The sequence below is a fragment of the Pseudoalteromonas sp. NZS127 genome, from assembly GCF_015864805.1.
Lineage (GTDB): Bacteria > Pseudomonadota > Gammaproteobacteria > Enterobacterales > Alteromonadaceae > Pseudoalteromonas > Pseudoalteromonas nigrifaciens.
Map to the genome: position 1 here is coordinate 1 of NZ_JADYWN010000017.1, position 26,032 is coordinate 26,032.

Below are 26,032 nucleotides of genomic sequence, written 5' to 3' on the forward strand. Positions count from 1 at the left end.
GGTCAGTTGTTTGTAATGTCTCATTGTAAAATCTCTTGCCTGAGAAAAAGCAGTTAGCTTATGAGCAACTGACCACTTAATCTAGCCAAAACAAGTTATGCACTTACAATTTGAATCTAGGTTATTATTTTTAACCTAATGGCTGATCATTGCAATCTTAGTATTGTTTTAATGCTTACTAATATTAATTATACCTTAGAGTATGAGTAATTAAGCCTCTACTAAGCTGCATTTAAAAACACAAAAATGCTATGATAGCTGCAATTACTTGCCATTTAAGCTATTAAAATGTATCGATTATTTGAGCGCATTACTAAGCCGTTCCCACAAGATAAACCAACGCAGCCACCTAACACGCTGCTTGCGTTTTGTCTTCATTACACCAAAGGCATGGGGCTGTCGCTAGCACTACTCTCGTTAAGTGCCGCCTTGCTCGCTATTTTAGAAGTATCGCTATTTAGCTATATGGGGCAACTAGTTGATTGGCTGGCAATTTATACACCACAAACACTCTTTGTAGAGCAGCAGTCCGAGCTGACAAAAATGGCCCTTATGCTCCTTGTGGTGCTGCCTGTAGTGGTGTTTTTTCATTCTGCAATTTTGCACCAGGCATTACTGGGCAATTACCCCATGTCGATTCGCTGGTTAGCACATAGATATTTATTGCGCCAAAGTGTTAGTTTTTATCAAAATGAATTTGCCGGACGCATCGCCACCAAGGTATTACAAACCTCTCTGGCTGTGCGCGAAGCTGTAACAAAACTACTCGATGTATTAATGTACATAATCGTTTATTTTGGCTCTATGTTGTTTTTAGTAGCCGAGGCCGATTGGCGCTTAATGTTACCCTTACTTGTTTGGCTTGTTTTGTATATTTGCATTCAACTTTACTTTGTACCGCGTCTTAAAAAAGTGGCTACCTCACAAGCCGATGCCCGCTCAGAAATGACCGGCCGCATTGTCGACAGCTACACTAATATTGCTACCATTAAACTATTTTCGTACACCCAACGCGAAGAAGAATACGCAAAACAAAGTATGGATGTTTTTTTACAGCCGGTGTACAAGCAAATGCGTTTAGTTACCAGCCTCAACTTTGTTATTCAAACTTTAAATTACTTATTAGTGTTTTCGGTCACTGCGGTATCACTTTACTTGTGGTCGCTAAGTGCCATTAGCGCAGGAGCAATTGCCGTTGCGATAAGTTTAGCCCTTAGATTAAACGGCATGGCGCAGTGGATCATGTGGGAAATAAGCAGCTTATTTGAAAATATTGGCACCGTGGCCGATGGCATGCAAACCCTCTCTAACCCAATTGCAGTAGCCGATAAACCCAATGCCAGCACTCTTAACGTTAGCCAAGGTGCAATTGAATTTAACAATGTGCACTTTAACTACGGCAAAGCAGCAAGTGAAACGCTGCGTGGCCCGGTTATTAACGGTTTAAACTTAAATATTAAAGCCGGTGAAAAAATTGGCTTAGTGGGTCGCTCTGGCGCGGGTAAATCAACGCTAGTTAATTTACTACTACGCTTTTACGACACCGACTCTGGCAGTATAAAAATTGACGGCCAAAACATTACCGATGTGAGCCAAGAAAGCTTACGCCGTTACATTGCCATGGTAACTCAAGACACTTCCCTGCTGCACCGCTCAGTAAAAGACAACATTTTATACGGCAGACCAGATGCCACTGAAGCCGAAATGATCGATGCCACCAAGCAAGCTAAAGCGCTAGAGTTTGTAACCGACTTAGTTGATAGCAAAGGTAATAAAGGCTTTGACGCGCAAGTAGGCGAACGTGGCGTTACCTTATCGGGTGGGCAGCGCCAACGTATTGCTATTGCGCGTGTACTGCTTAAAAACGCCCCTATTCTCATACTCGACGAAGCCACCAGCGCGCTTGATTCAGAAGTAGAAGCTGCTATTCAAGCAAGTCTTGATGATTTAATGACAGATAAAACAGTAATTGCTATTGCTCACAGGCTATCAACCATAGCGCAAATGGACAGGCTTATCGTACTTGATAACGGCGGTGTTGTTGAGCAAGGCACACATGATGAGTTAATAGCTAAGAATGGGATTTACGCTGCACTTTGGGCACATCAAACAGGTGGGTTTATTGGCGTTGAATAGTTTTTTTAAGTATTAACAACAAACTTAAAATATTAAACCATAACGAAAAATGCGTTATGGTTTAATATTGTTTTATTACGTGCTAGCTCGCTTTACTTTTTTCTATGGTGTGAGTAGCCGATAATTCTAAAAAGTATTCTAATGAATCATCAAGTACATCTAACCACGGCACAGGAAGCTCAGGTGCCAAGGTATTTGTTAAAGTAGAGCGATACGCTTTTTCTCTAAAACACATAATGTCTTGTTGTTTATCTTTTTGCCATTCTTTGAGAATATCTGCCTGTTTTTCAACTGCAAATTCAGGGTAATCTGTGGCATTAGTTAAATCACGAATATACGCTGCTTGATAATCAATAGAGCCTTCAACATTCGTTACTTCATCGTACTTAGCTAACCAATTTTTTTCATCTTCTTGTCGTGCTGCTAATGCTGGTATTTTTATTCTGTCTAAAATTTCGTCGCGTACATACCATGCTTGCGCATCAAACATATTAAAAGTGAAGTACTGATCTTGCATGCCTAAATAAACTAACTTAGGGTTTGGCTGCCAAAAAACACCCTTATACAAGTTTGCCGGATACAAACAGTTATGTGTTTGTAAACGTAGTTCGTCAGGTAAAAATGGAAAATGAAATAAATACCCAGTACACATAATCACAGCATCAAAGCGCTTACTAGTGCCATCTATAAAATGCGCAATGTCCCCTTCAAAGTGGGTCACAAGTGGCATTTCTGCAATGCCGTCTGGCCAATTATAGCCAAGTGCTTTAGTACGGTAGCTTATAGTTACCGATTTAGCGCCATACTTATAACACTGCGTACCTATATCTTCGGCAGAATAGCTACTGCCTATAAGTAAAACTTCTGAATCTTTAAATTCTAGCGCATCTCTAAAGTCATGAGCATGTAATACTCGACCAGAATACTCTTCTAGCCCTTCAAAATAAGGCATGTTTGGTGTAGAGAAATGACCTGTAGCAACAATAACATAATCAAACTCATTCACTTCCTGCTCGCCGGTTTTATGGTTCATAACCGTTACAGTAAACATTTGTGTTTCGTCGTCAAATGTAACCCAACGAACCGGGCACTCAAAGCGAATGTATTTACGAATATCTTGCTTGTTAATACGCCCCATTATGTAGTCTTTAAGCACTTCACGAGGGGGATACGAAGGAATAGGTCTACCAAAATGTTCTTCAAAAGAATAATCAGCAAATTCTAAGCATTCTTTTGGTCCGTTAGACCAAAGATAACGATACATACTGCCATGTACCGGCTCACCATTTCTGTCTAGCCCAGTGCGCCATGTATAGTTCCACATGCCACCAATATCATTTTGTTTTTCGTAACAAACAACTTCCGGTAAATTCTCAATACCGGCTAAACGAGCTGCTTCAAATGCACGTAATTGTGCCAAACCGCTTGGACCTGCGCCCAAAATAGCAATTTTTTTCATTATAAAAGTCGACTCCTAATAGCTAATACGAGCCTTACTATAACATTTTTTCATGCAAATTATTTGCCACAATAAAAATAAATCCTTTTTTATAACATTTACCTTTAAAAAAACATAAAATAAATCAATATTTTATTAACTAGCCGTCTATTATCACCGCAACTTATTTGGCTTAAAAAATTTAATCAGTAAGCACTCAGCCATTAGTTTATAACAGCTTAAATTTAAGTAATAAAAAAAGCGAAGATGCTGTTTATGCTCCTTCGCTTTTACTACCATTAAATACTTAAATTAAAGCTTTATAGTATTATTACTATGATAAAAAATAGCTTATAGGCGTTTGCTGGTATCTTTAAAATAATGATGCGTTAAGCCATAAGTGCAGCATTATGCTGGCCCCGTAACCTAACGCAATCACAGGCGTCCACTTTAGGTGACCAAAAAAAGTATAGTAGCCGCGTGCTTGCCCCATTAATGCCACTCCCGCAGCCGAGCCAATCGAGAGTAAACTACCGCCTACCCCCGCAGTTAATGTGATCAGCAACCATTGCCCATGCGACATTTCAGGATCCATAGATAACACCGCAAACATAACCGGTATATTATCGATCACTGCAGAAATCACCCCAAGAAAAACATTTGCCGTTGTAGTAGACCAATTGCCGTATAGCATCTCAGACATAAAGTTTAAATAACCTAAAAACCCTAAGCCACCCACGCACATAACAATACCGTAAAAAAATAATAACGTGTCCCACTCTGCCCGTTGCACTCTACTAAATACGTCAAATGGTACAACACTGCCTAGTTTAGCTAATCGTTCTTGATCGCCCAACTGCTCTGCATGGGCTCTTTTACGAGCCAGTGATCCTGGTAAAGTCATTCTTAAAAAATAACCAAAAAACTGTAAATAGCCTAGCCCCATCATCATACCTAATACTGGTGGCAGGTTTAAAAAGCTATGGCAAGCAACGGCAGTGGCTATGGTAAGTAAAAACAACACTAATATTCGCACTGCGCCGCGTTTTAGCTCAACCGCTTCGTATTGTGCGGTTGGGTGCTTATCGGCGACATAAAAGCTCATAATGGCTGCGGGCACTAAGTAATTAACTAAAGCAGGTAAAAACAGCACTAAAAACTCGTTAAAATGCACCAATCCAGCTTGCCACACCATTAGCGTGGTTATGTCGCCAAAGGGGCTAAATGCGCCGCCTGCATTAGCCGCAATAACAATATTAATACAGCTGATGTTTATAAATGGCTTATCACCTTCGGCAACTTTCATTACCACTGCACACATTAATAACGCGGTGGTAAGGTTGTCGGCAATCGGAGAGATAAAAAATGCTAAAAAACCGGTTATCCAAAATAAATTTTTATAGTTAAAGCCTTTACGGATCATCCAAGCGCGCAATGCATCAAATACTCCTCTTTCTTCTAGCGCATTTATGTAGGTCATAGCGACCAGTAAAAAGAGCATAAGCTCAGCAAACTCAAGTAAATTATGCCTAAATGCAGTTTCGGTAAGTTCAGTAATATCATGGCTAACGTAATAGGCACCTATTAATATCCAAATTAATCCTGCTGCAACCAATACTGGTTTCGACTTTCTTAAATGTAGCTTTTCCTCGAGCATAACCACGGTATAAGCAATTAAAAATATACCAATACATAACCAACCAATACTCGATGATGTTAAATCTAACTGCCCTTGCGCAGCCCAAACTGGCGAGCAAAAAAACAACATAGCAATACATACTATGTTGAACCCCCGTAGCAAATTCTTCATTTTACATTTCCTGTTTTAATTACATAAATCAGCTGGCTTTAATTACAATAAAGCAATTTATCTGCTTTATTGATACGCATTTTGGTGAGTATTTATTGGTTATTATTTTTTCACCACAATAAAATAGCACAGCATTACCAAGTGGCTATTGTACTGAGGTCTATATATGCATAGATGGTTGCTATATTGTAAATAGAGTGTGTGAATGGTGGTTGTGCAAGCTTTGACATTTATAGATTAATTATTTAAAATTCAATTGGTTATATTGTTTTTATTTAGTGCTTCGAAAGTAGTTTACAAAAAAACGAAGTTGCTATGTAAGCAACTTCGCTCTTGGTTAATTGTTGTTTGTTATTTAATTTGTATTAGGCAATTAACCTTAAACCTACCATTACTAGCATCACAACATTGGCAAGTACCCCAATTAAAAAGAAGTAGCTACGTGGGCTAGGATTTTTATTAGTAGCAATTGCGTAGTACAGCACCATATGAATTAATCGCGCAATAACGTATATCCATACACATAGTGCAAATATTGGGCTTTGATAATTTATTACAAAAGCAAACAACACTGTTCCTATAAATAACGCACTATTTTCAAGGGTATTGTGAAAAGTACGGTGTGCTCTAAATATAAAACTATCGTGAGATAAATCGTCACTTATTTTACCCGGCACTGCATTAGGCTGTTTTGCTTTACTAAAAGTTGCTACCGCCCACTGTACAAGCAACATAATTAAATACAGGTAAAACGCCAAATACGCCGAAAGTGCAATATTAGTCATAGTTAATTTCCTTGTTTTTATTAAAGATTATCAATTTTTAGATGTTTAACATTAATAACAGGCAAGTTTTAGGCCGAGTTTAATTATTTGATAGTTATACAAATAATTAAAGCTATCGTTTAAACTCAGTAATTTATTCCGACGTTTTTACATAAAAGCACTTAATACTTAAATTAAAAACCGTAAAAGTAATATTGCTAAACAAATATTCTTAGCAATATTAATCATTAAAATTATAGCCTACGACCTCAAAGTTAAAGTAACTATAACCACCCCATGGTCGGTACTTAAATCGTCTCGCTCAAATACTGGGTTAATTAAATGCCGATCGTAAGTGTTATAATCACTTACTTCAAAAAAGCTATCATGGTAGCTGGCATCAAATTCACTAGACAATAAAATATAGTCAAGCACTGAACTGCTCGCGCCATAATAATGGGTTGGCGTGCGTGGAGTTGCTGGCTTAGCCACATTATTTGCATCACCTTGCTCAATTATAACACTCACTATATCACCATCAACACGCAAGTCGTCTGTTGGTGCTTGTGGCTCAGCACTTGCCAATTGCGACTTTGTAAATAAGTCCCATGCATCATTTAAACAATATTTAGCAAGGTAAGTTTTAGCGTCAAAAGCAGAGGCAAAACGCAGTGTATTAGTAAGCATGTGGCTTAACACACCATCGGCTATGCTGTTATTAAAGTCGCCCATTAAAATCATAGGCTGCTGCGTAGCTTCGCGGCGCGCAATCATTTGTATCATTAATAATGTGGCTTCGCTGCCGCGCTGAATAGTTGATCCCCAGCCACCCGCTACATTCGCTTTTAAAATCTCAATTATGTTCTTTTCGGGCGAAAGTGCTTTATTGTGCTCATCAACCTCAATCATTGGGCGTTTAGATTTAAAATGCACCACATAACAATCGGTATTACCTATGTGCGGCAAAGTTACTGTGGCTCTTAATACCTTGCGGCTAAATGTAAAATCAGCACTAAGCCCAAGGGTAGCTACAAGTTCATTATCGTGCTGCACCGCAGCCACTTCAACAATAGGATATTTTGCGGCAATTGCCACTACGGGGCGTTTATAAATAAAGTCGTCAATCACCTCGGGCGTATCTACCACTGCAAAGTGCTCATAACCTTGCCCACGTACTAATTCTTGTAACGACTCAATACTAAACACTTCCTGAAAACCAATCACATCAGGTGCGTGCTCTGTTAAATAATCAATAACCCACTGCTGCTTTTTAGCCCACTGTTGCGCGGTATAAATTTTCTCAAACTCATAGTATGCATTGGGTGGCTCAAGGTAATTAAACAAGTTAAATGTGGCTATTTTTAGTTGAGTGTTTTTTATCAAAAGAGGTTCCACTGCTGTACATTTTAAAATAACAAACATCGCTGAGTTATTAGCCCTAATGCTTGCTTAAATGAATACGTAAAAGTATGTAATAGCAGTATACCCTATTGCTTATCGTTTTTAAGGCTTTAGGGGGGTGTTCAAAACCTGTGCTATTTCAGTAAATTAGTAAAAACAAGATCATACATGGTAAATCAATTCAATTTCATACATCAAACAATAGCATTACAAATTTAGCTGCTTACGTATTCGTACGCTTTATTTTTACCCTTGAGTATCGCTACGCGCTATTAAAACCAACCCCCCCCCCCTCATCTTTTACAAATATCTCCAAAAAGCACAGTGCCTATTTTATTACTGCTTTATTATGCTTATATGCAATGAGGTTGCAGTAACAACCTTTAAAACTACGCATTGAATAATTCTCAACTTACTATTTTAGCCCGTTATTTAGGCTATACTGCCCTTTCCATTACCAACAAACGCTATGTATTATGAACTACTCAAACTTTGGCACTAAATTTACACAACCCAACGGCATTACTCAGTTAATGGAAGACTTAGGCAGTGCTAAAAGCAGTAACAATCCTAATATTGTTATGCTTGGTGGCGGTAACCCTGCATTAGTACCACAAGTAAATGAGGTTTTTTTAAGTGAGTTACAAAAGCTCGTTGCCAGTAATAAAGTATCGCAAGTATTTGGCCTTTACGACGGCCCAACCGGTAACGACGAGTTTAGAGCTGCATTGGCAGGCCAACTAAGTAAAGAATATGCATGGGATATAAGTGCCAATAACGTAGCACTTGGTAATGGCAGCCAAGCTAACTTTTTTGTGCTGTTTAATATGTTTGCAGGCGAAATGCCTGATGGCAGCCATAAAAAGATTTTATTTCCCCTCGCGCCAGAATACGTAGGTTATGCCGACCAAGGTTTATCGGACGATATGTTTGTTGCCATAAAGCCCGATATCGAAATTTTAAATACCGGTAGCACATCTAAACAATTTAAATACGTTATTGATTTTAAAGCGGTTGAAAAAATATTAGCAAACGACAGCAGTATCAGCGCGCTGTGCGTATCGCGCCCTACCAATCCAACCGGTAATGTAATAACCGACGATGAAGTAAAACACCTTGATTTACTCGCTAAGCAATACAACATTCCACTCATTATAGATAACGCATATGGCGATCCATTCCCGGGCTGTATTTACACCGACGCAAACCTAACCTGGAACTCAAACATAATTTTATGTATGTCGCTTTCAAAGCTTGGCTTACCGGGTTTACGCAGCGGTATTGTGGTTGCAAACAATGAAATTATTAAAGCAATTGGCCGCGTAAATGGCAGCATGGTTTTATCGCCAAATAGTATAGGCCCAAGCTTAGTTACCCGTTTAATTAACGACGACGAACTACTGCCGCTGTGTCGTAATGTTGTGTTGCCTTTTTATCGTAATAAAGCACAAATAGCGATTGAACTGTTTGATGAAATATTTGCCGATATGAGTGTTTACTTGCATAAAGTTGAAGGCGCATTTTTTATGTGGCTGTGGTTTAAAGATGCAAAAATAACAAGCGAAACACTATACCAAAAGCTTAAAGAGCAAGATGTGTATGTAATTCCTGGACACAACTTTTTTATTGGCATTGACGATAGCTGGGCGCACAAGCACGAGTGTATTCGCATTAACTATGCAACCGATGAAGCAACACTACGCAAAGGTTTACAAACCATAAAGTATTTAATGGCGTAAATTAATGCTTATGCTATCTACGCTTTGGCTATAACTTAACATCCACTATAACGGCACGCTATTGAGCAAGTGTTGCCTTTATCCCTTATTTACCTCTGTAATACTGTACTCTTTTTGTGCGAACGCGCGCTATATTCTTTAAATTTATATATAAACTGTTATTCTACGCGACCTTTTTTACACGCTATTTACTAGCGGGTAGCATAAAAGGTAGTTCAGGCTGCAAACGCTTACTAAGTGGCAGTAATAAAACGCGCGCCCATACAGGTGCACACTTTAAACACCAACATACAGGTAAATTATGCGATTAGGACCAGGACTACTAGTCACCGCAGCCTTTATAGGACCAGGCACCATAACGACTGCTAGCGTAGCAGGTGCAAACTTTGGCTTTGCACTTATCTGGACATTACTTTTTTCAGTAATAGCCACTATATTATTACAATCTATGGCTGCTCGCCTTGGCGTAGCAACAGGCAAAGATCTTGCTCAAGCACTGCGCGCGCATATTCATACCCCAGTGCTTAAAATTCTCGCTAGCTTTTTGGTAATAAGCGCCATTGGAGTGGGCAGCGCCGCCTATGAAGCGGGTAACCTTAGTGGCGCTAGCATGGGTTTAATAAAGATATTTCCGACAATAAATGCGCAAATATGGACGCCGCTCATTGCTTTTATTAGCGCATTGTTACTGTACAGCGGAAAACATAAAGTGGTAGAAAACGCGCTCATTTTATTAGTGATTTTAATGAGCTTAGTGTTTATTTCTACTTTAGTTATGGCTGCTCCGCCTATAAGCAAAGTACTAGCGGGTTTTATTCCGACTATGCCTGAGGGCTCTGTTACCACTGTACTTGCACTGATTGGCACCACCATAGTACCTTATAATTTATTTTTGCATTCAGGAGTGCTCGCAGCAAAGTACAACAATAGTAGCGATAAACGTAAAATAATTAAGCAAACAAATATCGATACCAGCTTATCAATCACTTTAGGTGGAGTGATCACTTTGGCTATTTTATCTACCGCCTCGGTGGCTTTTTATGGTACCGACGCAGGTAAAGTTAGCGCAGCCAATATGGCTGTACAGCTTGAGCCATTATTAGGTGGCGCTGCCCATTACTTTTTTGCTATTGGTTTATTTGCTGCAGGTTTAACTAGTGCAATTACTGCTCCTTTAGCGGGAGCCTATGCAGTTTGCGGAATGCTTGGTTGGTCTAACAAAATGCAGAGTAGCCGTTTCAAATCGGTAGCATTAGTTATCTTATTGTTTGGCGCAGCTGTTGCCTCTTTGGGGTTAGATCCGGTTGCCGTGATCATTTTTGCCCAAGCTGCTAATGGCTTATTACTGCCTATTATTACTGTTTATTTACTCTGGTTGGTAAATCAAAAAGCGGTGATGGGCAATTACACCAATTCTGTGTTATTAAACCTTATCACTGTGCCTATATTACTGCTTATTTTTGGCTTAAGCAGCTACAAGCTGATTAGTTTGATTTTTTAATTAAACTAAAAACATCTAATTAAAAGCCACTGTTTATTAAAAACAGTGGCTTTTACCTTATTCACTATTATAAAAAACCTTACCTGTATCCTGCAGTAATTAAAATCAGATAATATTTGTTTTTGTTAAGCGTGAAAACACATAGCCACCGGCCGCACCTGCAAGTAATTGAGTGTAAAACCCCCAACCTCTTGCGCCCGCTATAATATGTATATTCATAATCGATTCAATGGCAATTAACACCATAGCAAATGCCACAATGCCAGCAATAACAAATAGCTGAGTACGGTATTTTTGAACCTTTTTATTAAGCTGCACCGTAACTAAAAAAGCGATGGCAAGTGCAATGGCAATAATAGCACCATAGGTAGGTAATAAGCCCAGCCAATCATCCAGTGTTAAACTAACACGGTCGCTAAAGCCCACTACAACACCTACATTAACTAATTGATTGACAACGTATTGGCTATGAAACAAGCTAGCAAGTGTGAATGTAAATAACCAAGAAACTAAAAATGAGGGCAATATACGTGTTAAAAATGACATGGTTATCTCAACTTAAAATAAAGTTTTTTTCTTATATAAGCCATGCTAGCAAAGGCTTACCCCGTAAACAATGTATCTCTTTTTTTACTCTGCTTTCGCTTTTTGCGTTTTCTGTTAATGCAGGCGCTGCGTTACCAAAAAAGCAATACAGTACAAAAACCCTTGCTACACAATTACAGTCTCCGTGGAGCATGGTTGAACTAGCAAACGGTACATGGTTAATTACAGAGCGCGATGGCCACGTAGTTATAATTAAAAATAATGCGCAATCAAGAGTAAAACTAAACCTAGAGGGCTTATACCTTGCAGGCCAAGGTGGCTTACTCGATATAGTATTATCGCCAGATTATAGCAATTCCAAAGAAGTAATTTTTACCTACGCCCAAGGCGATGCCAACGCAAACAGGCTTGTTGTTGCCAAAGCCACCTTTAATGGTACTCGTTTTTCAAAGCCGCAAATTATTTATAAAGTAGCTACCAATAAAAACACACCACAGCATTACGCTGGGCGCGCCCTTGTCCTACCCGACAATACGTTATTAGTTTCAACGGGCGATGGCTTTGACTTTAGAGAGCAAGCACAGGTTATTACCAGCCAGCTTGGTAAAATATTACGTATAAACTTAAACGGCAGTATTCCAACAGATAACCCATTTATTAACCATACAAATCCAAATGCCCATGCTGTTTACTCACTTGGTCATCGTAACCCTCAAGGCCTTGTATATGATTACGATACACAGCAAATTATTAGCCACGAACACGGCCCCGCAGGCGGCGACGAGCTAAACTACTTAACCGCAGGCACCAATTATGGCTGGCCAGTAATTACTTACGGTAGGGATTATTCGCAAGCGCGTATTTCACCTTTTACTCAATACCCAGGCATGCAAAAACCAAGTGTTAATTGGACGCCATCAATCGCCCCATCAGGCATGGCGTATTACGGCTCTAAGCACGCGGCTTTCCCTTCACTACAAAAACATGTGTTAATTACGACTTTGGTTGATAAAAAGCTCTACGCTGTAAATTTAGCTAATGGTGAATTTACCCAGTCTCATATATTCCCAGAGGCCACAGGCCGATTAAGGGATGTGTTTGTAACCACTGAGGGTAATGTAGCAATATTAACCGATGGGGAAGATGCAAAGCTGATGTTAGTTAAATCAAATTAGTTCACAAGAGGGTTAGGGAGACTTCGCTTTTAGGGGGGATAGCACCTTTTAGTAAGCCGCTTTAATAGGTTTAATAACTCTGTGGGTGGCGCCTTCGGCTTAACCAACCTACCTTTTGACGTAAGTCGGATAAGTGGCGAAGCCACGCCATCCGACAAAAGTGATGAGTTTACTAGAAACAACCCAACTTACCGCGTTATGCAGTAACCGAAAAATGTATTAAAGGTAATTACAGGAGCTTTACACCTAGTTTTTACCCGATTCTAATTTCTGTTTTAATAATTCAATAAGTTGAATATTAAGCCCGGTAATTTCACCTTCTAGCACCTTCACTTTTGCCTGCGACTCTTCATCATCTTTACTGCGTAACAATGCAGTTTCTTGCAGTAGTTTTTCAAGCTTCTCTTGTATTTCAGCAATTAGTTCATCAAGGGGGTCACCTTCAGATTGTGATGCTTGATCTACATCTTCATTACCTAATAACTTGCGAAACGCCGCTTGATTTTTATCTGCCAGACTTTTTTCCGCCCCCTCTTCAGATATGTCTACTTGGACGCCTTGAGCCACTCCCTTTTGCACTGTCTCTTTTTCAGAAACGTCATCAGCCACCACCTTTAAAATTTGTTTTTTCGGGTAAGTTTCTAAAGGTTTAGACGTTATATTAACTGACATTTTATTCATTGTAATACCCCTTATTTAATCAATTATTGGTGGCTATTGTTCAACTATAAATATAATGCTTTGCCAACTGTTATTTATTCTTGTATATAAAAATTTTGTGCCTGTCCTATTTTACTTGCTATTTTAATTCTCTGGCGATACTCGTGCACTAAATTTTTAAGGCAAACATTTGTTGAATGGGCAGGATTATCTGTGCGTTATTCATTTTGGGCAAAAGCATATTATCGGCAGCAAGAAACCAAAGGAAAACCCCATAATACCATCATCAGATCATTAGCATTTAAGTGGATAAGAATACTATTTAGGTGCTGGAAAACACATACGCCCTACGATGAATCAACTTACTTAATCGCATTGAAAAGTAAGAGATCACCGCTGTTAAAATTTACGGTGGAAAGTGANAGATCACCGCTGTTAAAATTTACGGTGGAAAGTGAGATTTAGTGCTTGCTGTCCACCTCAGGGCGTGTTGTTAGTTGCTGGTAGTTAAAAGCACCAATTTTACAGTAAGTTACCATGTTTTAGGGGTAGTAGGAAGAAGCAATAAATACTTCTGCACTACACACCAAAACATAAACTTTGAGCCTTAAAAACTAAAGACTTTTAAAGCATTAAACTACGTTTGGCGAAAACTGGGTTGGGCAAAAAGGAAGAGTAAATTGAACGGCACTTCCATCGCCAAACCAAAGAATTGAACCAAACGCAAAGCTATGCGATTTGCACTAAACGATAAATAAAATCATTCGATTTAGTGCGGACAACTAACGCCGTTTTAAGCGGCAAATTTCTGTTGGCTAAAATAAGTGAGGCACGAACAAAAAGCCAACTGTAATTTGTCCGACTTGAAAACCCTTGTTATACGTTTTAACTCCGAGGGTTGAAATTTGATTCAATTACATGAAAAGAATCTTTCAATTCAGGACGAATTTTAACAGCTAATTCATAGCAACATTGGCTACATATTGGTGAGTTAACATAACGCTCTGGGATACCTGAATTTTGAAACTCAGCAAGAGTTTCCTCATAAGAACTACATATAGATACATCTATTTCAGCAAACTCCCATGGGTAGTGATATTTAAAAGACTCTTTCTTACTTTTTTTATCTGCGCATGAAACACAAAGTAATCTATCAGGTACGTGATGAAAACCATCATATTTTCCAGATTCAACTGCCTTTAATATTTGGAGCTTTTTCTGTTCATTAGCAGAGCATTTTTTAAGAAAATTCTCTGTATTGTCGAATTCAATATTTGCTTGCAAATCACAAATAGTATCAGACAATTTACAACACCAAATATCCTCAGGAAGCTTAATGCAGCCTTCTGGACAATTAATTCTATTTTCATTTTCTGACGATGATTGAATCCACTCTTTACCTGAAAATTGTAATTGTTCAGACACAAACCTATTTGCTACAGCTAAAGCATGATCTTTATTCATCGCAGCATAAAAAAGAGAAAATATAGGTCTAAAAAACGTTAAGTGAAAGCCACCATCAACATGGCTAATTATTTTTACCAATGATTTAACTTTCACCAAAACCTCCGAAACGTATAACGAGCCTGTAGATTAACTCGTTTTTTTATTTGTTTTTATTGATAAACAAACCATAGCTGAGTTCCTATTTTGGTTCAATCGATTACTGTATTTTATGCAGAATATAAAGTGGGAGTTTGATGTTGTTTTAATTGGCATTTTAGAAGGTATTACTGGTGTTTAAGTGGCTTTATTGAGGTTAAAAGGGCTTACCCCTCTTAATGCATCGTGTTTTGCAGCTTTTCTATATTATGAACAAGGCAATACAGTTGCCATTGCGCATTCACTTGACACAGTAACAGATAAAAAATCGTAACAAATAAAAAGGACAGCGCATAACTTTGGCAAATAACTGTAACGCGCTAAAGCACGCCCTACATATTAGCTGAACCTTTTTACTTTTAACCTATAATAAAAAAGCCGCTGTTTGTAATTAACAGCGGCTTTCTTTTTAAGCTCATAAGCCTAAAACCTGACTTAAAGTTTACGTTTTATTGCTTGCCAATCACTTCAAGGCCACCCATGTACGGGCGTAATACTTCTGGTACTACTACTGAGCCATCGGCTTGTTGGTAGTTTTCTAGTATGGCGACTAGTGTACGGCCAACGGCTAAACCTGAGCCATTTAGTGTATGTAATAACTCTGGCTTTTTAGCCCCTTCGCGGCGAAAACGTGCTTGCATACGACGCGCCTGAAAATCAGCCATGTTTGAACATGATGAAATTTCGCGGTAGGTGTTTTGCGCTGGTAACCATACTTCTAAGTCGTAGGTTTTAGCTGAGCCAAAGCCCATGTCACCCATACATAAAATTACTTTACGGTACGGTAGTTCAAGCTCTTGTAGTATTTGCTCTGCATGACCTGTTAACTCTTCAAGCGTTGCCATTGAGTCTTCTGGTTTTACAAGCTGTACAAGTTCTACTTTATCAAACTGGTGCTGACGAATTAAGCCGCGAGTGTCGCGACCATAGCTGCCGGCTTCACTTCTAAAACATGGCGTGTGTGCGGTTAAACGAATTGGCAAATCGCTTTCGTCGTAAATTTCATCGCGTGCACTGTTAGTAAGTGGTACTTCTGCTGTAGGGATTAAGCTAAAGCCTGATTGCTGTTCGCCATCGTCGTTTACAAGGCCTAGCGTGTGGAATAAATCGCCCGCAAACTTAGGTAATTGGCTAGTACCGTATAGACTTGCGCTATTTACTAGGTACGGTACGTACATTTCTGTGTAACCGTTTTTGTCTGTGTGGGTGTCTAGCATGTATTGCGTTAATGCACGATGCATACGCGCTACTTGGCCGCGCATTACAGTAAAGCGTGCGCCACTAATTTTAACGCCCATTTCAAAGTCTAAGCCGTTTAAGTCTTGGCCTACATCAACGTGATCTTTCACGTCAAAATCAAACTTTTTAGGTGTGCCCCACGTTAGTATTTCAACGTTGTCGTCTTCGTCTTTACCTGCAGGTACTGATTCGTCTGGCAAGTTTGGAATTGCTAAGGCAATGTCGTTAATTGCGGCTAATACTACATCTTGCTGCGCTTTTGCTGCGTCTAGCTCGCTACCTAAGTTAGCAACTGCATCTAGTAGCGGTTGAGCGTCTTCGCCTTTGGCTTTAGCTTGGCCAATTGCTTTTGCGCTTGCATTACGCTGACTTTGAAGTTCTTGCGTTTTTACTTGTAATGTTTTGCGTTTTTCTTCAAGTGCCGTGACCGTCGCTACATCGAGTTCGTAACCGCGAGCCGCTAAGCGTGCTGCAGTTTGTTCGATATCTTGACGTAAAAATTTAGAATCTAACATGTTAGTTTTTAACCTTTTTGCATTACTAGCTGAAGGCCCAGCCAAGCCATAAAAATACACACCATCACGTTTAAGATGATATTGAGGGCCATTTTAATAAAGTGACCTTGTTGTAACAACAACAGCGAATCCATTGAAAATGTTGAAAAGGTGGTTAACGCACCTAAAAAGCCAACCCCGATCAGGGCTTTAGCAGGGCTTTCGGCGATTATATCTTTATCTAGTAAACCGTACAAAATGCCCATCAACAATGAACCCAGAATATTAACCGCCAACGTGCCAAAAGGGAATCCCCTACCGAGGAGTTTTAGCATGCTTTCGCTAATAAAAAACCGTAAACACGCTCCTGAGGCTCCGCCAAGGGCGATCATCATATAAAGTTTAATCATTTTCGTATCGTTTAAGTGGGCTTTGCGCGTCGCGCTCTTTTAAGTAATCGAGCTTTTGCTTAATTTTTTGCTCAAGGCCACGATCGCTCGGTAAGTAATACTCCCTACCTTGTATTTCTGGTGGTAAATACTTCTCTCCGGCTGCAAAAGCACCTTCTTCGTTATGCGCATAACGATACTCAGCGCCATACCCCAAGTCTTTCATTAAGTTGGTTGGCGCATTACGTAAATGCTCGGGCACGGGATAACTTGGCTCGTTTTGGGCATCGGCCTTGGCTTGATTAAACGCCATATACACCGCATTACTTTTAGGTGCGCTGGCTAAATAAAGTGTGGCTTGGGCAATTGCACGTTCGCCTTCGCTTGGGCCTACTCGCTGAAAAATATCCCATGCGTTTAGCGCCACTTCCATAGCGCGCGGATCGGCGTTGCCAATGTCTTCTGTAGCAATGGCAAGTAAACGCCTTGCTACATATAAAGGATCGCCACCACCGGCTAAAATACGGCAATACCAGTACAGCGCGCCATCGGGGGAGCTTCCTCGTACCGATTTATGAAAGGCCGATATTAAGTCGTAAAATTCATCGCCGCCTTTATCGTATTTAGCTAAATGTGTGGGCAGCACTTGGCTAAGTACATGCTCGTCTACCTTGTATTGGCCGTTTTGCTCCGTGGTTAAATCAACCGCTTGCTCTAGTAAGTTAAGTACTTTTCGCGCGTCGCCACCACTTGCTTGGCACAGTGCTTTTTTAGCGTTGTCGGCAATTATTATGTGTTTTTGGTTTAATTGTTCGTCTTGTTTGAGTGCACGATCTATTACTGTGTATAGGTCGGTATCGGCAAGCGATTTTAAAACATACACCCGCGCCCGCGACAAAATAGCGTTATTAAGGGCAAACGATGGATTTTCGGTGGTTGCACCTACAAATATAAACGTACCGTCTTCTATATGTGGTAAAAATGCATCTTGCTGAGATTTATTAAAACGGTGTACTTCGTCAACAAACATTAAGGTGCGTTGGCCACGGCTTTGTAGGTTTTCGCGCGCCTGCGTAACGCTGTCGCGAATGTCTTTAACGCCTGCAGTAACTGCCGACATTTGAATAAGCGCAGCATCGGCATGATTAGCTATTATTTGCGCGAGCGTTGTTTTACCTACGCCCGGCGGGCCCCACAATATTAAACTATGGCAGCGCCCTGCAACAATTGCCTGATGCAGTGGTTTATCGGCGCTGAGTAAGTGCTGCTGGCCAATGTATTCATCAAGCGTTGTTGGGCGCATACGCGCTGCGAGTGGGCGCACATCGGGCCCAAAGTTAAATCCTAAGTTACTCACCGTTACTCTGATCGTCTATTTCAACACCTTCAGGAGGCGTAAATTCAAAGGTGCTTTTATCAAGCGGCGTATTAACTTGTGCATCATTAAAAGTAAACGACGATAACTGCCCTGAATTATCGGTTACCACTAATTTAGCCAAACCTTGCTCGTTACCAGCAAAGGTTATATCTAGCTGCTCTACTTGGCTTTCTACGCCTTTGTTTGGCGTTACGCTAAAGCCGCTATTTGTAGCCAGTACGCTGTATTTTTCCCACTGCGCTGGGTCTTTTGAGGTAAGTAACACAAACGGCGTTGAATCTATAAGGCTGCTAGTTTGCATAATAGTTACTTGCTCAGCAAAGCTGTCGAAGTAATATGTTTTATCCCCATTAGATACAAATAATGTATCGTCTGGATTGGTTTGCTGCCAGCGGATCATCATAGGTTGTTGCAGGGCAATTGTGCCCTCGCCTTGCATTACTGCTTGGCCTTGTTTGTCTGTTACTTTTTGCGAGAACTGCGCTTTAAAGCTTTTTAGCGTTGCGAGTTTACCTTGTAATGCTTGGCTGTCGTCTGCAAAGCTTGGCGTAGCAACTAAGCTGCCAAGTACTAATAATAAGGTGTTAAGTTTTTTCATTAATTTGCTCCATTAGGTACTAATACATCGCGAGCGCCATTGTGGCCAGCTGAACTCACGATACCCGATGTTTCCATTTGTTCTACTAAGCGTGCTGCGCGGTTATAGCCAACACGTAATTTACGTTGCACAGACGACACCGATACTTTACCGGTTTCAATTACAAACGACACGGCTTCGTCGTATAGCGGATCGTTTTCTTCATCTGCGTTTTCGCTGGCTTCACCCGGTAATAAAATATCCTCGTTCGCGTCGCCATTAAGTATTTCGTCTATGTAATTTGGTTTAGCACGGGCTTTCCAGTCGTTTACTACTGCGTGTACTTCGTGGTCGTCTACAAACGCGCCATGCACACGCTCAGGAACACTTGTACCTGGCGGTAAATACAACATATCACCCATACCTAGTAAATTTTCGGCACCTTGTTGGTCAAGTATAGTGCGCGAATCTATTTTACTCGATACCTGAAACGCCATACGCGTTGGTATATTTGCTTTAATTAAACCGGTAATTACGTCTACCGATGGGCGCTGTGTTGCCAGTATTAAATGAATACCTGCGGCACGTGCTTTTTGCGCAATACGGGCAATTAGCTCTTCTACCTTTTTACCTACAATCATCATCATGTCGGCAAATTCGTCAATTACTACCACTATACTAGGTAGTTTTCCAAGCTCATCTGGGCCATCTTTCATGCCATCGGTGTCTTTAAATAATGGGTCCATTATTGGATAGCCCGCTTCTTTGGCTTCAAGTACTTTTTGGTTATAACCTTTTAAGTTACGTACACCCAAAGCCGACATTAGCTTATAACGACGCTCCATTTCGCCCACACACCAACGCAGTGCATTAGCGGCTTCTTTCATGTCGGTAACTACTTCACACAATAAATGCGGAATACCTTCGTATACCGAAAGTTCAAGCATTTTAGGGTCAATCATGATCATACGTACATCGTCAGGCCCCGATTTGTACAGTAAGCTTACTATCATCACATTAACGCCCACTGATTTACCCGAGCCTGTAGTACCGGCTACCAGTAAATGCGGCATTTTGCCAAGGTCGGCACATACCGGCTCCCCGGCAATATCTTTACCTAATACCATAGTGAGTGGTGATGGGTTTTGCTCAAATTTAGGGGCGTTTATTACTTCTGATAAACGCACTATTTCGCGATACTTGTTAGGCAGCTCAATGCCTACATAGGTTTTACCCGGAATAACCTCAACCACGCGCACACTAATTGCCGAAAGCGAACGGGCTAAATCTTTTGCTAAACCGGTAATTTTAGACACCTTTATGCCGGGTGCTAAATCTAGCTCAAAGCGCGTTACAACTGGCCCTGGGTATACTGCTACAACCTTTGCTTGTACGTTAAAGTCGAGCAGTTTTGTCTCTACTAGTCGCGATACTGTATCGAGCTCTTCTTGCGAAATAGGGTTTTTAGCTTTGTCGGGTCTGTCGAGTAAATCAAGCGATGGTAATGGCCCTAGTGGCGGCTCTTGATTAAGTAATTGTTCAAATTTTTCTTTGGCTGTTGGCGGCGGCTGATACGCAGCTTTTGGCTTGTTCATTGGCCTTGCTGGCGATACTACTGTAGTTACAGGCTTTTCTGGCTCTACTACTGGGCTCTGATCAAGTGCATTAAGTGCAGCTTCTGTATCCATTGGATCGTCATCTATGGCGCTAAAGCCAATTTCTTGATCGAGAATATCATCTAGCTCGTCAAACGGCATAAATTCGTCGCTAATTTGCGGCTCATTAAATGGCGTTTGCGGTTTGTTAATTGATTTTTGTTTATTTACTTTTTTGGTGTTTGTATTATCGGCTTGCTCGTTGGTGTCTGGTTCAAATTGTGCGTCTATTTGCTGATTATCATTACCTGCTAAACGCTCTCGGTTTAACCAGCCTTTTATATAATTGCTAATGTAACGATAAAAACGTACGATTAAATCACCTAAATAATCAACAAAATCTACCCACGAAACGCCCGTTAATAATGTTAAACCGGCAAAAAAGAAGCACAATAATAGTATTGAAGTACCGGTAAAGTTAAATGCTGGCATCATTGCCGATTCAATCACATCGCCCACTACCCCGCCTGATGAAAAGTTATAAATATCATCAAAATTAATGCTGCTAATAGCGGTAGCTGAGGTAATAAATAAAGCAAAACCAATAACACGCAATGCTAAGGTGGTGTAGTCGAGTTGTAAAATTCGGTGCGGTTGTTTAAATAGTAAATAACCAAATATCTGAATTGCGGCCGGTACTAAATAAGCCAACCAGCCAAAAGTGAGTAATAATATGTCAGCAATCCATGCACCCGCAGCGCCAGTAATGTTTTTTACTTCGCTAAAGCTAGTTTGCGACCATGCAGCATCCGCCGGATCAAAGCTGATTAAGGCACATAAAATAAATATTGCTGTAAAAGTGCTGATTATCAGCCCTGTTTCTAATAGCCTTTGCACACCGTTTAGGCGCATAATTCCCTATTCCTCTTTATTATTTTTACACTCACTTAGCAGTGGAATACCTTAGCAGGAAATGTATTTTGTTGCACTTTATCTTAACCTTGATGGCCTGATTATGAACAAGTTTTTATAATTTAAACTTATATTATGCGAAACTAATTATAAATTACTATATTAGCCTATAAATAACACACATATTGTAAATCAGCTTAAGCAACATAGGGGCGAATAATTACGCCTTCCTCGCCTTTTACTTCTTCCATTACTACATAAGTACGACTTTCGCTAACATTGGGTAACTTTAAGAGTATATCGCCCAGTACTCCTCGGTATTCTGACATGTCGTTTACCCGCGTTTTAAGTAAAAAGTCAAAATTACCCGATACTAAATGGCACTCTATTATTTCGTTATGCTTTTTAACTGCAGCACTAAATTCGTCAAATACATCTGCCGATGTTTTAGTAATAGTTACCTCAACGTATACCGATAAACCTTGACCAAGCTTAGCCGGATCAACCACAGCCTTGTAACCAAGTATATAACCTTCTCGCTCCAACTTTTTTACACGCTCTAAACAAGGTGTCGCACTTAAGCCAACTCGTCGGGCCAGTTCCACATTAGATAACCGCCCATCCTGTTGTAATTCCACTAATATTTTGCGATCTATTCTATCTAATAGTGTATGCATACTCACCTAGTTTATTATTCTGTTTAAAAGCCAAAAACAGATATTATCACTATAATATGTTAAAAAAAAGGTAAGACACACTAGCAACTCATGAATATAATAGTGAAAAAACTTATCCCGTTCTAACAAGGCAAAATTATGATTATAGGTGTACCTAAAGAAATTAAAAACCATGAATACCGCGTAGGTATGGTTCCTGCTAGTGTTCGTGAGCTCGTTAATCACGGCCACCAAGTATTAGTGGAAACAGATGCGGGTATGGGCATTGGCTTTACTAACGACGATTACGTACAAGCCGGTGCTGAAATTTTAGCAACACCTGCTGATGTATTCGCAAAAGCCGAGATGATAATTAAAGTAAAAGAGCCACAAGCGATTGAGCGTGCCATGCTGCGCGAAGATCAAATTCTTTTCACTTACTTACACCTTGCCCCTGACTTACCACAAACTGAAGACCTAGTTAAAAGCAAAGCAATTTGTATTGCATACGAAACAGTCACAGACTCTCGCGGTGGCCTTCCTCTTTTAGCACCTATGAGTGAAGTAGCAGGTCGTATGTCTATTCAAGCAGGCGCACAAGCGCTTGAAAAAATAAATAAAGGCAGTGGTATGTTACTTGGTGGCGTACCGGGCGTTGAGCCAGCTAAAGTAGTTATTATTGGCGGCGGTATGGTTGGCCGTAGCGCTGCACTTATGGCGGTTGGTTTAGGTGCAAACGTAGTAATACTTGATCGTAACATTGATGTATTACGCGCACTAGACGCACAGTTTGGCAACAAAGTACGCGCTATTTACTCAACTGCCGACGCACTTGAAAAACACGTACTAGAGGCAGATTTAGTAATTGGTGGTGTACTTATTCCAGGTGCAGCTGCACCTAAACTAGTAACTGCTGCGCACATTAAAGCCATGAAACCAGGCTCTGCAATTGTTGACGTTGCCATTGACCAAGGTGGCTGTATTGCTACCTCTAAAGCAACTACCCATGCTGATCCTACGTTCATTGTTGATGACGTTGTTCACTATTGTGTTGCTAATATGCCGGGCGCTGTGCCACGTACTTCTACGTTTGCACTTAACAATGCAACCTTGCCGTTTATTATTAACCTTGCAAACAAAGGTTATAAAAAGGCATTGCTTGACGACGCTCACTTCTTAAAAGGCTTAAACGTAATAAAAGGCCAAGTAACTTACAAAGAAGTAGCTGAGGCGTTTAACATGGAATATGTTGATCCTCGTACTGCGCTAGAAAACGTTTAATTTAGCGTAAAGCACTCAAGCATTAACTTACTTGAGTGCTTTAGAGTAAACATTAGTGCAAACAAAAAAAGCAGCTATTAGCTGCTTTTTTGTTGTATAGATTTTAAATTTATAAGCTTATATAAAACGTTTAATTATAAAATCTACTTTTACACGTTTTGCTTGGCCAAGTAACTTTTTAACCGCTTGCGGATAATCGTCCATGGTTTCTAAATCATCTGGGCCAGTTAAACGGCGACAGTGCTGCAGAATTTCTTGCTTTTCGTTGTCAATATCTTGCATTATTGTTTGTTGTGGATCTTCAATTAAAATACCATTTTCAACATCTAGTCCCCACGCCCGCGGGTTAAGGTTATGACCACTGAGTAAATGTACTTTTCTGTCTGAACAAATGCCTTTTAAATGAAACGAATTACTGTCGTGCTTCCATAGATAAACGTTTAAATTACCGTTATCAATATGGCGTTTTTGTGTTTTAACAAATTTATGCAAAATAGTTTCGTATAAATACGGCAACGCGCCTATTTTACTAAATGGCTCGCTAGGCGGTACATAAAAGTCGTTAGCCGTTTTATCGCCTACTACAATAGTGACTTGCTTACCTTGTTTTAATAAGCGGCGTAATGAGCGCATTAATGGCGCCGGAAAATTAAAGTAAGGCGTGTACAACACTAGCTCTTGCTCGGTGGCGTCAAACATGGTTTTAATTAAACGATTAAGTTCGTTATTGCGTCGCCCTAATCCTAAAAACAAACGAATACCTAAGGACTGAGTATTATGCAGCTCGGCGCTGTTATACCTTGCTGTTTTTAAATCACGCATTAATTGCTTTTGATCTAATCTAAAGTCATTAAGCTTTGGCAGCGGGCGGCTATCAATACGCGGCACTGCATTTGAGCTAAGTAATGTTGTTTCAATAAAGTCTATTACAGCATCGCACAATGCGTTTTGCGTAACTAAAAAGTAACGATCGAGGCGATAACGGTCGTTATACTCTAAATACACATTATTTATACTCGCGCCGCTATAAAGCAAGGTGTCGTCAATCACAAAACCTTTTAAATGCAATACGCCAAATAACTCTTTCGCTTTTACTGGTACGCCGTATACCTGCACGTTCGATTGAAACTTTTCGAGGTAATCACAATATAAACTGGCATTCCCCTCAGATTTTTCGGCACCAATAAGGCCACGTTGCGCGCGATGAAAATCTACCAGCACTTTTATTTCAAGCGCTGGGTTAGCTAATGACACCTGGTGCAGTGCCTCTAAAACTTCACGTCCGGCTTCATCATCTTGTAAATAAAGCGTGGTTATATAAATTCGTTTTTTTGCGTTGGCAATTAAACGTAGCAATTGCGTACGGTAGTCTTGCGCATTGGTTAAGACGTTAAGGTCTTTTGAAGTCAACCCAAATGCGGGTTTTTCCTGCCAAAATAACATAGTTGCCTATTCACTTAGGTCACATAATCTTTCAGTGACAAATCAAAATTAGGTAAAACATATCAAAAAAAATCAAACCGGTCATGAATTAACGCAGTTTTGTTGCGTATTAGTCTGTTTATTGAACTAATTTTACTTATTAGACATAAATTACTCCATTTTAAGTACACAATATTGCACAGCTTTAAAATTTGTTAAAAAAATTAATCACGGATTTTGTTTACTTCCTGCTTGTTTTTCTTAGAATCGAGCGCATTACAGAGTGAATTAAACGTTTAGGAAAAAACCATGACTGAAGCAAAACATTGTAAGTTACTTATTTTAGGCTCAGGCCCCGCTGGTTACACTGCCGCAGTTTACGCAGCCCGCGCAAATTTAAACCCAGTATTAATTACTGGTATGCAACAAGGTGGCCAATTAACCACCACTACCGAAGTAGAAAACTGGCCTGGCGATGCGCATGGCTTAACTGGTCCTGCGTTAATGGATCGTATGAAAGAGCATGCTGAGCGCTTTGAAACTGAAATTATATTTGATCACATAAATAAAGTAGACGTGTCTAAACGCCCTTTCACTTTAACTGGCGACCAAGGCACTTACACCTGTGACGCACTTATCATTGCAACAGGCGCGTCTGCTAAGTACCTAGGCTTAGAGTCAGAAACAAATTTTCAAGGCCGTGGCGTATCTGCGTGTGCGACCTGTGATGGTTTTTTCTATAAAGGACAAAAAGTAGCGGTTGTTGGCGGCGGTAACACAGCTGTTGAAGAAGCGCTTTACTTATCTAACATTGCCGATGAAGTGCATGTAATTCACCGTCGTGATAGTTTCCGTAGTGAAAAAATACTAGCCGACCGCCTTGCTGAAAAAGCAGCAAACGGTAATGTGGTAATGCATTACAACCGTACGCTTGACGAAGTATTAGGTGACCAAATGGGCGTTACCGGTGTGCGTATTAAAGATGCAAACTCTGATGCAACCGAAGAGTTAGACCTAGCGGGCGTATTTATTGCTATTGGCCATAAGCCAAATACCGATATGTTTGTTGGCCAACTAGAGATGAAAGACGGCTATATAATTGTTGAGTCGGGCCTTAATGGCAACGCTACACAAACTAGCGTACCAGGCGTATTTGCCGCTGGTGATGTGTCGGATCATATTTACCGCCAAGCAATTACTTCAGCCGGAACAGGTTGTATGGCAGCATTAGATGCTGAGCGCTTTTTAGATAATCTATAAGCTGTTAAGTGTTTAGTGAAAAAGGCTGATAAATCAGCCTTTTTTTATGTCTAAATT

The 26,032-nt window shown here is 40.2% G+C and carries 21 protein-coding genes and 2 pseudogenes; 8 read left to right on the forward strand and 15 right to left on the reverse strand.

Going from position 1 to position 26,032, the window contains the following annotated elements:
• Nucleotides 1-288: 288 nt before the first annotated feature.
• Complete coding sequence (locus tag I6E78_RS14250; RefSeq protein ID WP_197182754.1) at nucleotides 289-2,136, forward strand: ABC transporter ATP-binding protein; 1,848 nt, start codon at nucleotides 289-291, stop codon at nucleotides 2,134-2,136.
• An 82-nt stretch (nucleotides 2,137-2,218) separates the two neighbouring features.
• On the opposite strand, the gene I6E78_RS14255 is transcribed toward I6E78_RS14250, so the two are convergent.
• The 4 genes from I6E78_RS14255 to I6E78_RS14270 all read right to left on the reverse strand — a co-directional run bounded on the left by I6E78_RS14255 (nucleotide 2,219) and on the right by I6E78_RS14270 (nucleotide 7,492).
• A complete protein-coding gene (locus I6E78_RS14255; RefSeq protein ID WP_197182755.1) occupies nucleotides 2,219-3,595 on the reverse strand; it encodes an NAD(P)-binding domain-containing protein in 1,377 nt (458 codons plus the stop codon).
• 352 nt (nucleotides 3,596-3,947) lie between these two features.
• Complete coding sequence (gene nhaD, locus I6E78_RS14260) at nucleotides 3,948-5,384, reverse strand: sodium:proton antiporter NhaD (protein WP_197182756.1); 1,437 nt, start codon at nucleotides 5,382-5,384, stop codon at nucleotides 3,948-3,950.
• A 365-nt stretch (nucleotides 5,385-5,749) separates the two neighbouring features.
• Nucleotides 5,750-6,169 carry an MAPEG family protein gene (locus tag I6E78_RS14265; RefSeq protein WP_011328379.1) on the reverse strand — a complete coding sequence of 140 codons (420 nt, stop codon included), beginning with the start codon at nucleotides 6,167-6,169 and terminating at the stop codon, nucleotides 5,750-5,752.
• Nucleotides 6,170-6,409: 240 nt separating this feature from the next.
• Nucleotides 6,410-7,492, reverse strand: a complete 1,083-nt coding sequence (locus I6E78_RS14270; protein ID WP_197182782.1) for an endonuclease/exonuclease/phosphatase family protein — start codon at nucleotides 7,490-7,492, stop codon at nucleotides 6,410-6,412.
• 533 nt (nucleotides 7,493-8,025) lie between these two features.
• On the opposite strand from I6E78_RS14270, the gene I6E78_RS14275 reads away from it, so the two are divergent.
• Both I6E78_RS14275 and I6E78_RS14280 read left to right on the forward strand, forming a co-directional pair.
• Entirely contained in the window at nucleotides 8,026-9,288 is a 1,263-nt protein-coding gene (locus tag I6E78_RS14275; protein WP_197182757.1) for a valine--pyruvate transaminase, read from the forward strand.
• A 301-nt stretch (nucleotides 9,289-9,589) separates the two neighbouring features.
• Nucleotides 9,590-10,789: an Nramp family divalent metal transporter gene (locus tag I6E78_RS14280; RefSeq protein ID WP_197182758.1), complete on the forward strand. Its 1,200-nt coding sequence runs from the start codon at nucleotides 9,590-9,592 to the stop codon at nucleotides 10,787-10,789.
• A 105-nt stretch (nucleotides 10,790-10,894) separates the two neighbouring features.
• Here I6E78_RS14280 and I6E78_RS14285 read toward each other — a convergent pair whose 3' ends face one another.
• Nucleotides 10,895-11,335, reverse strand: coding sequence for a hypothetical protein (locus I6E78_RS14285; protein WP_058373532.1), 441 nt, complete (start codon nucleotides 11,333-11,335; stop codon nucleotides 10,895-10,897).
• On the opposite strand from I6E78_RS14285, the gene I6E78_RS14290 reads away from it, so the two are divergent.
• Together I6E78_RS14290 and I6E78_RS18850 are read left to right on the forward strand one after the other, a co-directional pair.
• Nucleotides 11,320-12,510, forward strand: coding sequence for a PQQ-dependent sugar dehydrogenase (locus tag I6E78_RS14290; protein WP_197182759.1), 1,191 nt, complete (start codon nucleotides 11,320-11,322; stop codon nucleotides 12,508-12,510). The genes I6E78_RS14285 and I6E78_RS14290 overlap by 16 nt on opposite strands.
• 81 nt (nucleotides 12,511-12,591) lie before the next feature.
• Nucleotides 12,592-12,717 carry a hypothetical protein gene (locus tag I6E78_RS18850; RefSeq protein WP_269435631.1) on the forward strand — a complete coding sequence of 42 codons (126 nt, stop codon included), beginning with the start codon at nucleotides 12,592-12,594 and terminating at the stop codon, nucleotides 12,715-12,717.
• A 39-nt stretch (nucleotides 12,718-12,756) separates the two neighbouring features.
• Here the strand turns inward: I6E78_RS18850 and I6E78_RS14295 are convergent, their stop codons facing one another.
• Nucleotides 12,757-13,191 (reverse strand): hypothetical protein, encoded by a 435-nt coding sequence (locus I6E78_RS14295; protein ID WP_197182760.1) that lies wholly within the window; start codon nucleotides 13,189-13,191, stop codon nucleotides 12,757-12,759.
• 132 nt (nucleotides 13,192-13,323) lie between these two features.
• Here I6E78_RS14295 and I6E78_RS18710 point away from each other — a divergent pair.
• Nucleotides 13,324-13,635 (forward strand): annotated as a pseudogene (locus I6E78_RS18710) (hypothetical protein); the annotation flags it as partial.
• 420 nt (nucleotides 13,636-14,055) lie between these two features.
• Here I6E78_RS18710 and I6E78_RS14300 read toward each other — a convergent pair.
• The 8 genes and pseudogenes from I6E78_RS14300 to lrp all read right to left on the reverse strand — a co-directional run bounded on the left by I6E78_RS14300 (nucleotide 14,056) and on the right by lrp (nucleotide 22,033).
• Nucleotides 14,056-14,730 (reverse strand): hypothetical protein, encoded by a 675-nt coding sequence (locus tag I6E78_RS14300; RefSeq protein ID WP_197182761.1) that lies wholly within the window; start codon nucleotides 14,728-14,730, stop codon nucleotides 14,056-14,058.
• 218 nt (nucleotides 14,731-14,948) lie between these two features.
• Nucleotides 14,949-15,020: pseudogene (locus I6E78_RS18915) on the reverse strand (transposase); the annotation flags it as partial.
• 201 nt (nucleotides 15,021-15,221) lie between these two features.
• Entirely contained in the window at nucleotides 15,222-16,526 is a 1,305-nt protein-coding gene (gene serS / locus I6E78_RS14305; protein ID WP_011328389.1) for a serine--tRNA ligase, read from the reverse strand.
• A gap of 8 nt (nucleotides 16,527-16,534) precedes the next feature.
• Complete coding sequence (gene crcB, locus I6E78_RS14310; RefSeq protein ID WP_041454454.1) at nucleotides 16,535-16,915, reverse strand: fluoride efflux transporter CrcB; 381 nt, start codon at nucleotides 16,913-16,915, stop codon at nucleotides 16,535-16,537.
• The gene (locus I6E78_RS14315; protein WP_197182762.1) at nucleotides 16,908-18,251 is read right to left on the reverse strand and encodes a replication-associated recombination protein A; all 1,344 of its coding nucleotides are present in this window, start codon (nucleotides 18,249-18,251) and stop codon (nucleotides 16,908-16,910) included. The genes crcB and I6E78_RS14315 overlap by 8 nt, the downstream gene beginning before the upstream one ends.
• Nucleotides 18,244-18,870 carry an outer membrane lipoprotein chaperone LolA gene (gene lolA / locus I6E78_RS14320; RefSeq protein WP_197182763.1) on the reverse strand — a complete coding sequence of 209 codons (627 nt, stop codon included), beginning with the start codon at nucleotides 18,868-18,870 and terminating at the stop codon, nucleotides 18,244-18,246. The genes I6E78_RS14315 and lolA overlap by 8 nt, the downstream gene beginning before the upstream one ends.
• Nucleotides 18,870-21,356 (reverse strand): DNA translocase FtsK, encoded by a 2,487-nt coding sequence (locus I6E78_RS14325; RefSeq protein ID WP_197182764.1) that lies wholly within the window; start codon nucleotides 21,354-21,356, stop codon nucleotides 18,870-18,872. Before I6E78_RS14325 ends, lolA begins: the two co-directional genes overlap by 1 nt.
• A 197-nt stretch (nucleotides 21,357-21,553) precedes the next feature.
• Nucleotides 21,554-22,033 carry a leucine-responsive transcriptional regulator Lrp gene (gene lrp / locus I6E78_RS14330; protein WP_011328394.1) on the reverse strand — a complete coding sequence of 160 codons (480 nt, stop codon included), beginning with the start codon at nucleotides 22,031-22,033 and terminating at the stop codon, nucleotides 21,554-21,556.
• Between the two features lie 138 nt (nucleotides 22,034-22,171).
• Here lrp and ald point away from each other — a divergent pair, with 138 nt between their 5' ends.
• Entirely contained in the window at nucleotides 22,172-23,293 is a 1,122-nt protein-coding gene (gene ald / locus I6E78_RS14335) for an alanine dehydrogenase (RefSeq protein WP_179807343.1), read from the forward strand.
• A 117-nt stretch (nucleotides 23,294-23,410) separates the two neighbouring features.
• On the opposite strand, the gene pssA is transcribed toward ald, so the two are convergent.
• Nucleotides 23,411-24,736 (reverse strand): CDP-diacylglycerol--serine O-phosphatidyltransferase, encoded by a 1,326-nt coding sequence (pssA, locus tag I6E78_RS14340; protein WP_197182765.1) that lies wholly within the window; start codon nucleotides 24,734-24,736, stop codon nucleotides 23,411-23,413.
• A 288-nt stretch (nucleotides 24,737-25,024) separates the two neighbouring features.
• Between pssA and trxB the strand changes: the two genes are divergently transcribed.
• A complete protein-coding gene (gene trxB, locus I6E78_RS14345; RefSeq protein WP_011328397.1) occupies nucleotides 25,025-25,975 on the forward strand; it encodes a thioredoxin-disulfide reductase in 951 nt (316 codons plus the stop codon).
• The last annotated feature ends 57 nt before the right edge of the window (nucleotides 25,976-26,032 follow it).